General features: G+C 39.3%; 11 protein-coding genes and 2 tRNA genes. 6 read left to right on the top strand and 7 right to left on the bottom strand.

Translation table 11 applies throughout. The features are described from left to right. Positions 1–11: 11 nt before the first annotated feature. Positions 12–1,481, top strand: coding sequence for a DUF7289 family protein (locus METTI_RS08460; RefSeq protein WP_023845403.1), 1,470 nt, complete (start codon positions 12–14; stop codon positions 1,479–1,481). 87 nt (positions 1,482–1,568) lie between these two features. Then, the gene (locus METTI_RS08455; RefSeq protein ID WP_023845402.1) at positions 1,569–2,000 is read left to right on the top strand and encodes a peptidylprolyl isomerase; all 432 of its coding nucleotides are present in this window, start codon (positions 1,569–1,571) and stop codon (positions 1,998–2,000) included. Between the two features lie 166 nt (positions 2,001–2,166). Here the strand turns inward: METTI_RS08455 and METTI_RS08450 are convergent. The 3 genes from METTI_RS08450 to METTI_RS08440 all read right to left on the bottom strand — a co-directional run bounded on the left by METTI_RS08450 (position 2,167) and on the right by METTI_RS08440 (position 2,798). Continuing rightward, a tRNA-Lys gene (locus METTI_RS08450) sits at positions 2,167–2,241 on the bottom strand. A 12-nt stretch (positions 2,242–2,253) separates the two neighbouring features. Further along, positions 2,254–2,344, bottom strand: a tRNA-Ile gene (locus METTI_RS08445). Positions 2,345–2,354: 10 nt separating this feature from the next. Next, entirely contained in the window at positions 2,355–2,798 is a 444-nt protein-coding gene (locus METTI_RS08440; protein ID WP_023845401.1) for a hypothetical protein, read from the bottom strand. Between the two features lie 350 nt (positions 2,799–3,148). On the opposite strand from METTI_RS08440, the gene modA reads away from it, so the two are divergent. The 3 genes from modA to METTI_RS08425 are packed head-to-tail and all read left to right on the top strand — an operon-like array spanning position 3,149 to position 5,783. Further along, a complete protein-coding gene (modA, locus tag METTI_RS08435; protein ID WP_048135325.1) occupies positions 3,149–3,973 on the top strand; it encodes a molybdate ABC transporter substrate-binding protein in 825 nt (274 codons plus the stop codon). A 13-nt stretch (positions 3,974–3,986) separates the two neighbouring features. Next, positions 3,987–4,655, top strand: coding sequence for a molybdate ABC transporter permease subunit (modB, locus tag METTI_RS08430; RefSeq protein WP_023845399.1), 669 nt, complete (start codon positions 3,987–3,989; stop codon positions 4,653–4,655). Between the two features lie 9 nt (positions 4,656–4,664). Beyond that, positions 4,665–5,783 (top strand): ABC transporter ATP-binding protein, encoded by a 1,119-nt coding sequence (locus METTI_RS08425; RefSeq protein ID WP_023845398.1) that lies wholly within the window; start codon positions 4,665–4,667, stop codon positions 5,781–5,783. Between the two features lie 33 nt (positions 5,784–5,816). Here the strand turns inward: METTI_RS08425 and METTI_RS15135 are convergent, their stop codons facing one another. After that, the gene (locus tag METTI_RS15135) at positions 5,817–7,016 is read right to left on the bottom strand and encodes an AlbA family DNA-binding domain-containing protein (protein ID WP_052324324.1); all 1,200 of its coding nucleotides are present in this window, start codon (positions 7,014–7,016) and stop codon (positions 5,817–5,819) included. A 161-nt stretch (positions 7,017–7,177) separates the two neighbouring features. Here METTI_RS15135 and METTI_RS08415 point away from each other — a divergent pair, with 161 nt between their 5' ends. Further along, the gene (locus METTI_RS08415) at positions 7,178–8,476 is read left to right on the top strand and encodes a hypothetical protein (RefSeq protein ID WP_023845396.1); all 1,299 of its coding nucleotides are present in this window, start codon (positions 7,178–7,180) and stop codon (positions 8,474–8,476) included. A 49-nt stretch (positions 8,477–8,525) separates the two neighbouring features. Here the strand turns inward: METTI_RS08415 and METTI_RS08410 are convergent, their stop codons facing one another. The 3 genes from METTI_RS08410 to METTI_RS15130 form a co-directional block, all read right to left on the bottom strand. Beyond that, positions 8,526–10,394 carry a heavy metal translocating P-type ATPase gene (locus METTI_RS08410; RefSeq protein ID WP_023845395.1) on the bottom strand — a complete coding sequence of 623 codons (1,869 nt, stop codon included), beginning with the start codon at positions 10,392–10,394 and terminating at the stop codon, positions 8,526–8,528. A 124-nt stretch (positions 10,395–10,518) separates the two neighbouring features. After that, positions 10,519–10,782 (bottom strand): metal-sensing transcriptional repressor, encoded by a 264-nt coding sequence (locus tag METTI_RS08405; protein ID WP_281170057.1) that lies wholly within the window; start codon positions 10,780–10,782, stop codon positions 10,519–10,521. Positions 10,783–10,935: 153 nt separating this feature from the next. Next, positions 10,936–14,946 (bottom strand): lectin like domain-containing protein, encoded by a 4,011-nt coding sequence (locus METTI_RS15130; RefSeq protein WP_023845393.1) that lies wholly within the window; start codon positions 14,944–14,946, stop codon positions 10,936–10,938. Positions 14,947–14,989 lie beyond the last annotated feature (43 nt).

The following is a 14,989-nucleotide window of genomic DNA, read 5'->3' as shown; positions in this document are numbered from 1 at the left end:
GAGGTGAAGTAATGAAATTAAAGCAATGGTCAAATGAAAAGGCAGTCTCATCTGTTATTGGTATTGTACTCATCCTTGCAATTACAATTTTATCCATAGCAATAATTATTCTTTACACATCACCTACTCTGAACAACCTTGAAGATATTGCTGAAGCTCAAAAAGTAGAGCAGGCTTTCACTGTATTTGACTCCAGGGCAAGCAAGGCTTCATTGGGTGAATCTCCTGTCCAGATAACAAGAGTCAACCAGATGGGAGGAAAACTTGAAGTCATGGGTGATACCCGGGATTACAATGACAGTCAGATAATGGTGTTGGCTCTGAACAGTAACTCATCATGGTATCAGGAATTTTATGATAACCGTACTCATTGGAACTCATGGGAGAAATACAAGAACGAATCTGATTTTGCAGGATACAGTTCACCTATACCTATGGGAAAAATAAAGTACACATCGGGTGACAGAACAATTGCTTACGAAGGCGGTGGTGTTTGGTCAAAGTATGGCAACGGTGGCACCATAATGATATCACCTCCTGAATTCCACTACAATATTGAAACACTTACACTTCCTGTTATGAGAATCAGTGGAAATACGTCTGTATCCGGAATCAGTGATACAAGCATTACTGTTGCTTCTTCCAATAAGCCGGTGATTCTTTTCCCTAATGTCAGCCTGAATAACAATTTTACAAATCCTATAAAAGCTGACGATATTATAATTTACATACAGAGTGAATTCTATGAAGGATGGGGCGAGTATGCAGAGTCACTTACATCTACTTCAGTAGCCCTGGATCATGAAAACCAGACTGCAGTAATAGAACTTGAGACTTTACCGCCTATGGGAACTTTTGCACTATCAAATTCATTCAAGATCATAAAACTGAATGCATCAAATCCTGATCCGATGTACAATTTTTCATTCTATTTCCAGGATGAGGATGGAGAGGCTTCTAATTTCAATTCGATTGAAACTTATGTTACTGCAACATCTGGAACGAAGACCCTTTACTATGAAATCAAGAAAAATGTCATAGATACTATTGAGTATACAGATACATCCGTGAGTACTGACAAAGAAATATGGGATACATACGGCAGCAGTGAGTTTCCCGTGTATGAAGACCCTGCAAATGTGAAGCTTGCAAACAGTACTTTTGACCTTCTGAGTGATACCTATATGCTGGAATATAGTGATTCAGATATTACTGAATATTCATGGGATGAAAAAAGCTCAACTACTATGCTTCCGAATGTTACGATATCAAATGGTGATGTTCAGAGTTTGTACAATGTTACTAACCATTACATGAAACTGCTTGCTCAGGATGGTATTATTGCATGCTCATGGGAACAAAAGAATAATAATAAGATTCAGGAAGATCTGTCTGATTATACTCTTATCTATGATTCCGGTGGCGGTATTATTACGTATCTGCACATTACGAGTAATGAGCTGCATGCCACTGTCAGTTAAATATAGAGAATATGGTTTATTCACATTTAGCTCACAGAAAACCTTAAATTAGCCATTAGCCTTTAGAAATCCTATAAGGTGAATTTAATGAAGAAAGCAATCATCGAGACCGGTAAAGGAAATATTGTCCTTGAATTGTTCGAGAAGGACGCACCAAAGACTGTTGAGAACTTTGAGAAGCTCATTAAGGAAGGATTCTATGACGGACTTACTTTCCACAGAGTTATTCCAAACTTCGTAATCCAGGGCGGATGCCCAAGAGGAGACGGAACCGGTGGACCAGGATATACCATCAAATGTGAAACAAAGAACAACCCACGCAAACACGGAACAGGTTCACTTTCAATGGCACACGCAGGAAAGAACACCGGTGGAAGCCAGTTCTTCATCACACACTCTCCACAGCCACACCTTGATGGCGTGCACACCGTCTTCGGTCAGGTAATCGAAGGCCAGGATGTCGTCAACAAGATCAAGGCAAGAGACAAGATGAACAAAGTCACTGTTGTAGAAGAATAATTATTTTGTTTTGGCAGCTTTTGTGCTGCTACTCTCTATTTTTTCGGTTTTTTCTTATTAAAGCGCATTTTAATCTTTGCAGTTATAGAAAAAATACTATCAAACAGAGTAACTATTTATTTCATAAACACATATATATCCACAGCCAGAGGTAACTTTGGAAATATGCCCACGACGAGATTTGAACTCGTGTCTGTCCCTTAGTAAGAGGGCAATCTTATCCGGACTAGACTACATGGGCATGTGAAGTAAATGGCGCGGGCGGTGGGATTTGAACCCACGTATTCCAGGCAGGGAATTCCTGATCATAAGTCAGGCACAGTTGACCGCTGTGTCACGCCCGCTTCGCCATTATTATATCCACTTATCCATTTCTGATTCAGTGTTTTTGTCAGTATTGTCTTTCACAAACGTGTATGTTCTAACAAGTCCGTTCTTTTTAACATCCCAATTACCACTTTCTTCATCTGCGATTTTGTCTCTTATTCTACTAAGTTTAGAACGAACTGCGTTTGTCCAACGCGTCATTTCATCTTTATCAATCTCGTCAGAATTAGCTACATAATGAGTTGTTACATCTTCAACTGTAAAAGTATAACTAGGTAGTGATTTTATATAGTCAGTTAACTCTTCTGCATCTGGGATATCAAGAGGCTCATTTGGATTTTGAACAATTGCTGTTTTGCATTGTTCATTCATTAAAACAATTCTTAAAATTTCAAATGCTTTTTCTTCAGACAACATATATGTTTGTTGTCCACTTGGAAAATCCATTGTCATTTTTATGAGAGGAGGCATAATAGTAAATTACACACAATGCAATATAAACGTGTGTACTACCGATGTGAAAGTATAATTTGAAATGCAATTTCTGGTTGTTGATTGCGTTTTTATAACATACGAATAAACAAACGCAGTTGAAGTGGTTTATTTTACTAACATTAAATCATGTTTTAGAGCAAATATTTTTATCCATAAAACCCATCCATTTAGAAAAAGAAAATACTCCTTAACTTAACAGTATCGCTATCAGGAAAATTACTTATATCAGAAAGAGGAACTTAGCGTTATGCTGTCAAGAACATAACGCATAATTAATGGATATTTTAAGTTTAGTTCTGCTGACTGCATTCAGGAAGGTAGTAATTATGACATTTAACAAAAAACTAATTCTGGCTATTGCAGCCATACTTGCACTTGTAGTATTTGTAAGTGGCTGTGCCGACACCAATGCAGGTGAAGATGTAGAGACTGACGTAAACACAGATAGTGGTTCAGGTGAAGTCACCACCATTACAGTATCTGCAGCAGCAAGTCTTACAGAAGCATTCACAGAACTTGAGACCGCTTTTGAAGAAGAGAATCCTGACATTGATGTGAACTACAATTTTGCAGGCTCAGGAACACTCAGGATGCAGATAGAAGGCGGAGCACCTATTGACGTGTTCGCATCAGCATCACAGAGCCATATGGATATATTAAGTAATGAGTCCCTTATTGTTGAAGAATCAAGAAAAGACTTCGCAGCAAACTCAGTCGTACTGATAACACCGGTTGACAGTGAACTGGAGATAACAGGAGCAGAAGACCTTCTTTCAGATGATGTTGAAACAATCAGCATTGGAAATCCTGAAACCGCACCAGTTGGAAAATACACCGTAGAAGCACTGGAACAGGCAGGTCTCTGGGATGAACTTCAGTCCAAAACACTCCTTGCAGATGATGTAAAGCAGGTACTCGTATACGTTGAAAGAGGAGAAGTTGGTGCAGGATTTGTCTACAGTACAGATGCAGCAACAGCAGATTCAGGAACCATCGAAGTAAAAGCGACCATTCCAACTGTAACACCAATCAGCTATCCGATTGCAGTAGTTGCAGGATCAGAACACGAAACGCAAGCCCAGACATTTGTTGACTTTGTCACATCTGAAGAAGGAATGACAATCCTGCAGTCTTACGGATTCACAGCATAAAAGGAAAAAATAAATGTTCGACCAGATTGGATTTCCCCTGTTAATCACACTCAAAATCGCCGGCCTGTCCACATTAATTGTGGCAATGACAGGAATGGTGATATCATACATACTTGCAAGACGTGATTTCAGGGGCAAATGGCTGGCCGACATTCTCGTAACCTTACCCCTTGTACTCCCGCCTACAGTTACAGGATACCTTCTGGTAGTGTTGCTTGGGAAAAAAGGAGTACTTGGGAGTATTCTCTACAACCTGACAGGATGGAGCATAGTATTCACCTGGCAGGCAGCAGTAATTGCAGCTTTTGTCGTATCCCTGCCTCTAATGGTTAAAACCACTACAGCCGCCATAGAAGCAGTTGACAGGGAATACGAATATGCCGCTTTCACCCTTGGAAGAAAAGAACTTGACACCGCACTTTTTATCACGCTTCCGCTTGCAAAGAAAGGAATACTTGCAGGAATAGTCCTCAGTTTTGCAAGGGCTGTCGGTGAATTCGGTGCAACACTTATGTTTGCCGGAAACATTCCGGGAAGAACTAACACAATGTCGATTTCAATTTACAGCGCATTCCAGGCAGGAAACAACAGTCTTGCCAACATGCTGGTCATCATACTGATAGTAATGTCCCTGCTTTCAATGGCCATAACTGCAAAGATTATCAACAACTGGAAGATATGAGGTAAAGTCATGGGCATTAAAGCGGATTTCAGAAGAAGATATTACCGGAAAAAAAGTGACAAGAAAAAAGGTATTGAAGCCCTTTTCACACTCGATGCCCAGTTTGAGGTAGGCGATGAGCTTGCAGTATTTTTCGGTCGTTCCGGTTCAGGAAAAACAACAGCTCTTCAGTGTATCTCAGGGCTGCTGGAACCAAATGGCGGCAAAATAGTTGTAAACGGCAATGTGTACTTTGATTGTCACAAGAGAATTAACCTGCCAGTACAGCAGCGCAGCCTTGGTTACGTTTTTCAGAGCTATGCACTTTTTCCTCACATGGATGTGAAAAAGAACATTGCCTACGGACTGAAAGGATGGGATGAGAAAGACAGGGAAGAAAGAGTTAATGAAATGCTCCAAATGCTTGAGATCAAGGGACTGGAAGATAATTATCCTTCCCAGCTTTCAGGCGGCCAGAAACAAAGAGTTGCACTGGCTAGGGCACTGGCACCAAAACCCGACATACTACTACTGGACGAACCTTTTTCCGCTCTTGACAGGGTCGTGCGCATGAAGCTTAGGGAGAAAATTAAGGAAATCCAGAGGGAACTGAAGATTCCTGTTCTTTTCATTACTCACAACCATGTTGAAGCTTTTACCATCGCAGACAAGATTGTGATATTCCATGATGGAAGAGTTCAGCAGATTGGAACTCCCGAAGAGGTGTTCTACCATCCAAAGAACAGCCACGTTGCCGAGCTTGTTGGTATCACAAACATATTCACGGATTCTTCGGTTATCAAAGATGATGAAATGGCAGGAACACTTACTATCGGCTGTGAAAACCTGAAAGTAACTGCAAAAAGACCTGAATGTCAGGTCAAAGAAAGAATATCCTGGGGAATCAGACCTGAGAACCTGCGCATACTGCCTGAAACTGATGAAGCTATCAGCAATGAAAATACCTTCCATGCATGTGTAAAAAACATGGTGAACAAAGGTTCAACTAAAACTCTTGCCCTTGAGATAAAAGAACATAATAACCTGATGATAGCTGAGATATCCGACCAGTTCTTTGAAAGTCTTAACCTGAAAGAAAATGACAGGTGTCTTGTACGTATTGAAAGAGATAGGATTGTTCTGTTCTAATCATACTAATCAAGAAAAACTAGTTGATTGAAATCATTGGTTATTATTTTTAAACCTGCTGTCTATATATTCTATGAGCTTGCTTCCAGAAATTTCCAGACTTGCTGCTGAAGAACGTATATAGAATTCTTCCTTACCGTCATCTTTCAGGAATACCGGCTTATCACTGGGAATACAATTGACTTTAAGCACGAATTTATCATCGACTTTGATCAGTTCAGAGTTAATAAAAGGGAGATGCTCATTGCCAATATTATGAGCTATGATATTGGAAAAATGCTGGTTGAACTTATCATTATTCTGGAAATTATCAGCTTCGATTCCAAGAATACTGCCATCATCCGAAACTCCGACAAGCAGACATCCGCCATCTGAGTTCAGATAGGCCACCATCGTTTTTGCAACTGCGTGTTCAATACGCTTATCGGGTTTTGAGGTATGAAGATTAATCCTCATTGTGGATTTGAATTCCAGGTTATTGCCCTCACCCTTGGATATCAATTCCAGAAGAGCATTTGATGGGTCTTGGTTTTCATCTGCCAGGTTGAAGAAACATGGATTCTTTTCAATGAAGCTTGTAACCATTTTGTCAAGCAGGTTCCCCTTTTGGTGATGAATATAAACATACCCTGCAAGCGATACCAGTAAAGAAACCAGAAGGTCTATGAAAAGATTTGATGTCATGTTCGGTGCTGTGATTCCCATATCATATCTGGGAGCATCAAAACCGAAAAGGTTCACAAGTGCTACAATTGATATTTCCATTACTGTTGCAATTGTAAATGAGAGACAGAAAGAGAACAATGCAATAATGGCCGGAGTCATAGTAGTGTGCGATTTTTTCTCCCAGAAGAGCAGATATACTATTGAAAATGCTATGGCTCCTATAACTACTGTTGATATGGCATTCAGTACAAAGTCACCCCACCACAGATCCTTTATAACCGGACCCATGATTTCCGGGAAAACTGACAGATAAATGAATATCAATATCAGAATTTCGAACAACGAAGGGAAATGTATCTCCCATTTTTTCTGGATCAAGGTTGGCAAAAATGTAAGAACCAGTGCAAATAGCGATAGTGACAGATTAAGCAGGTCGTTCCTGAGTAAAGCACTTACACCTGCAACTATCAGTAATGTCCTGAAAATAATGGAAAAAATTAGCCTGACCCTCCGTATATTATCCCGGGAGGAGACTGTCTTTGTTGCCTGTTTTCTTTTTTTGAACATTTCTACCATCAGACATACATATACTATTATTTAAAAGTGTAAAGGAATGTTAGTAGAATACTATGTAATTACTATATACATATTACGAGAAAAAGGAAAAACCTGTCAGCCAAAATGTCCAATAAACTTTTAAAGTTGCATTACCTTTTCTGTATGAAGAGATGAAATTCATTGAAAGGCTTTTTGGAAAAAAGCAGGAAAAAGAAGAATCTCATTCAGCTGTTTTTGAGTTCAGGGAACTTGCCGCAATTGTGACAGAGGAATCTGAAAAACAGACAGAGGAACTCAAACCTGTTGTAGGAGAAAGGTACAGGTCAATCAGAGCTTCACTAAGTGAACTTGAAAAATTAAAGGAAGATTTACTGTCTGCTGAACCTATTGAAAATGTCAGCAAACGTGGAGAAAAACTGGGAGATTCTAACAGGGATAATGTTGTCAACAACCTGAATCTCATTCACGACAAACTGAAGGTTCCTGAAGATACATCCCCTATTACAGCCTCGGAATTTTTCAAAGAATCAAAATCACTACTTAAAACTGTCCTTGATAATACAAGTCGCAGCCTGATGTATATCAAAGCTCTTTACCCCCGGGAACACCAGAAAATTAATCAGGGTCTTGCTGAACTTGAGGATTCTCTTGATGAACTCTACTCCGCAATTACGCAGGGAATTAAAAGAGTTGAAAGCCTGGAACAAATTGCATCAGAGATTGAAAATATAAAAAAAATAGAAGAGGAAATGGACAACAGCGCCAAAAAGATTCAGGAAATGCATTCCAGATATGATGCTTCAAAAGAAAAAGTTGTAAAAGCAGAGTCAAGGCTTGCTGAACTTGTGAACAGTGAAGAATTTGAAAAAGCAAAACAACTGAAAAGTGAGATAAAAACAGTTGAATTAGAAATCACTGATATTGAAGCAGAAGCAAAGAGATTATTTACACCTCTTTCCAAAGCACTTTCAAGAATGGAGAAACAGGACAATAATGAAAAATGTGTGCTTTCACCTGACAACAGGGCAATGCTAAAGTCAATAAAAGAAGAGCCTGCTAATGCAATTGAAAAGAATATCGATCCTTTCCTTTCCGAACTTACAAACAGAATAGAGAGTGGCGAACTCGGACTGAAAGAACAGATGTGTGAGAAAGCCCTCAAACAGATAGAAGTTCTAAGTGACAGGTCAGTAATATCATCACTCGTTGAACACAGGAAAGAGCATCTTGAAGAGAAAGATGAACTTCTTGAGGAGCTGAACAGTCTTAGCATCTACCAGGAAAAAGAAGATATCGAGAAGGTGATGGAGAAATACAACCAGACTATAAAAGATGTGAATGACGATATCGATTCTGAGAGCAAGCATGTATTTAACCTTAAAGAAGAAATTGAAATTAAAAAATCAGATCTTCTGTCAAATATAAGAGAGATATTCGGGGAAGAAACTGAGATTAAGTACAATGAATGAACTTAACTCAGCTTACATCACCTATTTTTAACAATTGTTTTTCCAGCAGTTAGGTTGCTGATCTCCAGTTCAGCAAAAGTGAAGAATTGATAATAACAAGGACTGAACCTGCGTTGTGAACCAGGGCACCTGCCACAGGATTTAGAATTCCTGCCATTGCCAGTATTACGGCAACAAAGTTCAATCCCATAGAAAATGTCAGGTTCTGTTTTATTGTCCTCATGGTTTTGCGGGATAAGCCCAGAAGATGAGGAATATGACGAATGTCATCACCTACAAGTGCAATATCCGCGGCCTCAATGGCAATATCACTACCAATACCCCCCATTGCAATACCAACATTTGCTACTTTTAATGCAGGGGCGTCATTTACACCGTCACCCAACATGCAGACATGTTCTCCTTTTTCCTGGTATTCACCTATAAGCTTCATTTTATCTTCCGGTAAGCAGGAAGAACGTACATCGTCAATTCCCGCAACCCCTGCAATATGATTGGCTGCATGGGAATTATCACCGGTAAAGAGACTGCTTGCTACACCCATTCCATGTATATTGCTAATTGATGTACAGGAATCTTCTCTTAATGGGTCAGAGAGAGCTATCAGGCCAACAGCACGATTATCCATTGCGACACAGATAAGGGTGCAACCCTCATTTTTATAAGACTCAACAGAAATTGTCATTTCCTGAGGAATATGTATTGACCTCAAATTCAGAAGCTGTTCATTTCCTGCAAGAATAGTCCTGCCGTCCACTACTGAAGAAATACCACTGCCAGATACCATTTCAAAATTGGTGGGTTCTGAAAGGGAACCTTTCCCGGACAAATTGAAATACCTGACAATCGATCTTGCAAGAGGATGTCCTGAGCGGAGTTCTGCAGAGGCTGTGATTGACAACAATTCATCTGCTGATATATCCGTATCAAATGATTCGACTGCAACAACTGCTGGTTCACCACATGTGACGGTCCCTGTTTTGTCAAAAACTATCCTGTGAACCGTGGCGAGACGTTCAAGAGCATCACCTTCACGAACAAGAATACCGTATTTTGTTGCATTTCCAATTCCTGCAACAATTGCAGTGGGTGTTGCAAGAACAAGAGCACATGGACAGAACACCACCAGAATTGTGACCGCACGGATAATTTCTCCTGTCACAAACCATGTCCCTGCGGCAGATACAAGTGCAGCAATAACTATCCATGTAGCCCAACGATCCGCAAGTCTTACAATCTTTGCTTTACCAGCATCTGTAGACTTCACAAGACGTATCATTTTTTGAAGAGAACTGTTCTTACCTACTTTGGTCGCCCTCATCTCAAATGTACCGAACTGATTTACAGTACCACTAAAAACCTCATCTTCTGCTATCTTATCTACAGGAAGGGATTCACCAGTCATTACCGACTGGTCAATAGAAGTCTGACCACTTACTATAACTCCATCAACAGGAATTGTCTCACCTGCAAGGACACGAAGGGTATCATCAACCTGAACATCGTCTGCCGGAATTATTTCCTCTTTTCCGTTTGCAACAAGACGTGCTGTCTGTGGAGTGAGATTCACTAATTTCTCGATTCCTGCTCTTGCCTTAGAAACTGTTCTTTCTTCCAGCATTGCACCAATTGTCATAATTACAGCAATCTCCCCTGCTGCAAAAACCTCACCTATCCACACAGACGCAATAAGAGCAAGAGAAACAAGGACATCTGCCTTGATATCAAAATTAGTAAAAAATTCGATGGAAGACTCTTTCAGGATTGGGATTCCGCATAATATCACAGCTAACCAGGCAGGATCTATAGGGAAAAAACTTTTTCCAAAAAAACTGGCAAGTAATGCCACACCTGATAGCAAAACACAGAGAAGTTCAAGTTCTTCTGAATCTGGAATTATATTTTTTTTCAGCATCATATATACCTCTGGCATAAATCTAGTATTTATAATACCCATGGGGGTATAGGTATATAGATTTAACGTAACAAAAAATAATCAACTAGTAACAATAAAAGGGAAAAAGAAAGTCAGAAACTATAATTCAGGACATTCGGGAAAAGTGCTCTACTGCCTTTGCAAATTCAGCAATTGTTTTGTCGGCTTCCCCATGTTCTATTCCTTCTCTTACACAATGATTGAGATGGCCTTCCAGTACAACCTGACCTACCTTATGTAAAGCATTTTTTGCAGCATTGATCTGAATAAGAATATCTTCACATGGGACATCCTCATCAACCATTTTGTCAATTGCTTTCAGCTGTCCCATTATCTTTTTGATTCTCCTATGAAGGTTATCGGAATCCATACATTTGAGCATTATCAGTCACTTCCTCAACAGATAAATTTTAAAAATAATTATGAATTGAATCACAGGTATGCAATATACAGAAAGGAGTTGTTACCTGAAGTACTAAACAGTTTCGATTATACTGATTATAAAAAAGAAGAAATCAAGATGTCATTTTGATTTCTTCAACCTGTGAACTGATGCCAGAATTGTGACAATTACCAAACCGGACAAAGCCATCAATGAACTGAGCGGACTCTCACCGGAAGATTCCATGTCTTGTGGCTTATTCGTTATGGTAGTCCCTGGATCCACACTGTCTGAGGCAACATTTCCCATCGAAGAACCCGCATTCACAGGACTTTCTCCTGAAACTTCGGCACATATCATAAATGGTGAAAATCCTGTTGTCTTTGCTTCAAAGTAGAAATTATTTTCATTTTCCCCTGTTATAACGGTTGGAAGTTTGTTCCAGACATCATCTGAGAAATGTTCCATATGGATATCCCATTCATCAAATCCATTAGATTCAAGCCACTCTTTTGATACTGAGAAGGATATCTTTGCATCAGCTATACCAGATGAAAACTCCTCATTGCCAAGAATTATTTCCATTCCCTGATAAACTGTTACCGATGCCGGTGCAGGAGAACTTTCCGGTAACCCATCAAGAAGACTGACACTTGCCATTACATAACCTTCATTAATCTCAGACTCAAAACTTATTTCATTTACCGGAGTGGAGCCTTCTGTGAACACATACTTTATCTCGGAATCTCTTCCAACAAAACGTACGCTTGAATCTGTTGCAACGATATTTGACAAAGATGAACTGCTTGTAGCTATTTTTAAGTGAATTCCATCATTACTGTTTTGAACGGATTCGTCATCTGAATCAGTTGGTTGAACAGCATTCAAGGTCAATGGAAGATAATCAATATTATTTCCATCATCTGTGATCTCATATGCAGCACAGAAACCATTTCCAACGGAGTACTCTGTCTGGCTCCAACCTGTTCCTGCAGGTGTTGCCCAGAAGTTTCCACCAAGGTAGCTTCCGTTGATGATATTAGTCCCTGATGTTCTTGTGATGTTCCAATCGTTGGAACTTCCTCCTAAAACATAGGCATTGTTGCTGTTATTGAAATAGTTGTTATAGATCAAGTTATTACTGCATCCCAATAAGAAAATACCACCATTGGAATTAGTGGTTATATTGCAGTTATTAATTGTATTGTTGTCAGAAGAAGACAAATAGAATCCATATCGATTATCAGTGCTTGTACAATCTTCAACAACTACATTGCTGCTGTCGTATAGGTATAATCCATGATAAGTGGTCCCTGTTGTGTTGCAACTGGATATTGTGTTGTTATCTGAACAAGAATGATAAATACCATATTGGTTATCAGTGGTTGTGGATTTTTCAATAATCACATTGCTGCTATCGTACAAGTATAATCCATAGATAGTAGCCCCTGTTGAATTGAAACTATATATTGTGTTGTCATCTGAAGAAGCAAGATAAACACCACATTGATTGTCAACGGCCGTACAATTATCGAGACTCACATTGTTGCTATCATAAAGATAAAATCCACAATATGCATTCCCTGTTTCAATATTTTCTATGGTTATGTTAGAACAATTAAGCAGGTGAACAAGACCGGCATTGGAACTGGCATCTATCACCTGATCAGAGCTGTTCACAAGATAATATATTGCTTTTCCATCAACCAGATTGTTCGTTTCTACAACATTAACATGTGAATCAAAAAATGAATTGTAGGTGTTGTTATTCATAGAATTATTGTAAAGAACATTGTTCACTGACTCAGATAAACGTAATCCGTATGTGTTCTCATTAGATGTACAACTTGAAATATTATTTACCTGAGACTCTGAGATATATATTCCATATATATTTTCGGATGTATAGCAATTATCTATATTACATCCGCTTGATAAATCAGTGCCAATTCCAATGTAAGAATTCATAACGGTTACATCGGAAATTGTGATTCCATCTGCTCTGATATAAATTGCAATATCAGTTGAATCTGGTGAAACGATTGTGACATCTTCAGGATTACCTGTAGATGAAATCAGGCTTATATTATCATTTTTGAAAAAAAGGTTTTCAGAGTATGTCCCTGGTTCTAAAACAATAGTATCACCATCAGATGCAGCAACTAGTGCAGCATTAATTGTTGTAAAATCGGCGCTTCCACTGCTATTGACAACAATTGTTGAGTTGAGAACATGGATGAAAGAAGTTCTTGTGGAAATGTTATTTCCAAAAGAGTTAGATGCATTTAGCGAGACATTATAAACACCCGCATCAGAATAAGAATGCAGTGGGTTCTGGAATGACGATGTAGAATTATCCCCAAAGTCCCATTCCCAGCTGTCCGGTGAGAAAATACTTGCATCATGGAAATCTACAGTCTCGTTAACGTGAACGTATCTTGTGCCGGCAACAAATAAAGCCTCAGGAACTTTTTTTTCTGTAGTGAATGCTTTGATACATACATTTGCATTCTGTTCGGATATGTCAGTCCACTGACTGCCATTGGAACTTACAAAGCTCTGTCCGGATTCTGCATGAGCATTGTCACTATAACCGGATAATACTTGTTCAATAGCTATTGGATAATCATAATTTGGCGTCGTGAATTCTACAACAACTGAGAAATTCTGCCCTGTATTAAGTGAAACATTCGTATCGAGGTTGATAGTATGGTATCCTGCAATTGCAATTGTTCCATTCTGTACTGAGACCGGGCCAGAACTGTTAACAGGACCGGAATCCAGATCCAGGTATATGGATATATTGTAGAAGGAATTGGAATCTACAGTGTAGAAACTCACAGCTTCAAGAGTTTCATTTGAACTTGCTGTGAAAACATTAGCACCTAAGGCAGTGCTATCATAGTAACCTACACAACTAACCCATCCAAGCTCGTCATACTGGTAAATACTGTCGTAATTACTCACATTCTCCGCAGTGTAAAGGAAATTCCCAACATAGGGTTTGGTACCGGTCCCCCATATTCCTTCATTATTTCCCATTACTGAATCATAATATGATACATAGTAGTATCCATCCTCTCCCCAATTTGTGCCCCAGGAATTCTTGATGATGAACGCTCCGTTTCCAGGAGCTGTGGGAGTGAAATTCTGAGCGGAATAATTGTCATCCCAGCCAACCAGAGTCACGGCGTGGTTTGCGTATTCTATTGAACCATTATAATAGTAGCTGTTATTATTGGAATCAAAATAAGTACTGCTTTGCATTATGCCTACTGATATGGCTCCATAGTGTGTAAGCATCCATTTGTAAAGAGGGTCAGTGCCTTCAAAGCCAGGAAGGATCATAATTTCCTGGACATGTTTTGCTACAGGAAGATTGTCCGGAGATAAACCTGAGAGATCATTGTAAGGATCATCTGATTCCATTACAGGACCACTCCATCTAGAATAATAAGCAGCATCGTAAAGATCAAAACCACCATCATCATGTGTACGGTCATATCCATCAATATTGCTGTACACTAAAGTATTCTTTATGTTATTCTCTGAAAAATCCCAGGTTTCTGATCTGTTGTGAAGAAGGAAGGATTCAAGGGATGCTGTTGCGGAATGCGTCCAGCAGCTTCCGGCCTGGGCCTGGTCCCTTACAGCTGTAACACCATTTTCATCACGGAGATCATATCTGGATGGATATACTTCTGAGCCCATGATTTCCATTTCTGAAATTGATATTGAATCATCCATGAGCAGGTCTTCAATGCTCACAGGGGACAAATGAGAAAGATCGACAGGAGAGGGTATAAGTCCGGTTGGACGAAGCATTTCTTCGTTAAATCCGGTGTCATTGAAAGATAACAGGGAACTGAGATTCTCAGCAGATAGTGAACCTGATAATTCACTGGAAAAATCCAGAATAGAGAGGGTTCCATTTGTATTATTATCAGAATCTATGCTCTTCTGCTCCAATTCCTCCTGATACTCAATGAAAGCAGGATTGACAGGCGCCATTCCAAGTTCAGATCCTTCTGATGTGATATTGAGTTCATCCTCACCTGACTCTGCACCTGCAGAACTTAGAAAAGAAACTGTAAGTAAAATAATAAGACTGATCTTGAATAGGAATTTATAATATCTCATGTTTTTTCTCATTTTGTACCCTCTTTATTTCTGAAAAGTAATGTGAAACTTATAA

The organism is Methanolobus tindarius DSM 2278 (assembly GCF_000504205.1).
GTDB classification, from domain to species: Archaea; Halobacteriota; Methanosarcinia; order Methanosarcinales; family Methanosarcinaceae; genus Methanolobus; species Methanolobus tindarius.
This window is presented reverse-complemented; position numbering and strand designations above follow the sequence as displayed.

What these genes read in the sequence shown, in the direction of transcription:
- METTI_RS08440 (WP_023845401.1), bottom strand. Translation starts at nt 2,798, where the DNA reads ATGCCTCCTCTCATAAAAATGACAATGGATTTTCCAAGTGGACAACAA.
- METTI_RS08460 (WP_023845403.1), top strand. Translation starts at nt 12, where the DNA reads ATGAAATTAAAGCAATGGTCAAATGAAAAGGCAGTCTCATCTGTTATT.
- METTI_RS15130 (WP_023845393.1), bottom strand. Translation starts at nt 14,946, where the DNA reads ATGAGAAAAAACATGAGATATTATAAATTCCTATTCAAGATCAGTCTT.
- METTI_RS15135 (WP_052324324.1), bottom strand. Translation starts at nt 7,016, where the DNA reads ATGTTCAAAAAAAGAAAACAGGCAACAAAGACAGTCTCCTCCCGGGAT.
- METTI_RS08455 (WP_023845402.1), top strand. Translation starts at nt 1,569, where the DNA reads ATGAAGAAAGCAATCATCGAGACCGGTAAAGGAAATATTGTCCTTGAA.
- METTI_RS08410 (WP_023845395.1), bottom strand. Translation starts at nt 10,394, where the DNA reads ATGATGCTGAAAAAAAATATAATTCCAGATTCAGAAGAACTTGAACTT.
- modB (WP_023845399.1), top strand. Translation starts at nt 3,987, where the DNA reads ATGTTCGACCAGATTGGATTTCCCCTGTTAATCACACTCAAAATCGCC.
- METTI_RS08405 (WP_281170057.1), bottom strand. Translation starts at nt 10,782, where the DNA reads ATGGATTCCGATAACCTTCATAGGAGAATCAAAAAGATAATGGGACAG.
- METTI_RS08425 (WP_023845398.1), top strand. Translation starts at nt 4,665, where the DNA reads ATGGGCATTAAAGCGGATTTCAGAAGAAGATATTACCGGAAAAAAAGT.
- modA (WP_048135325.1), top strand. Translation starts at nt 3,149, where the DNA reads ATGACATTTAACAAAAAACTAATTCTGGCTATTGCAGCCATACTTGCA.
- METTI_RS08415 (WP_023845396.1), top strand. Translation starts at nt 7,178, where the DNA reads ATGAAATTCATTGAAAGGCTTTTTGGAAAAAAGCAGGAAAAAGAAGAA.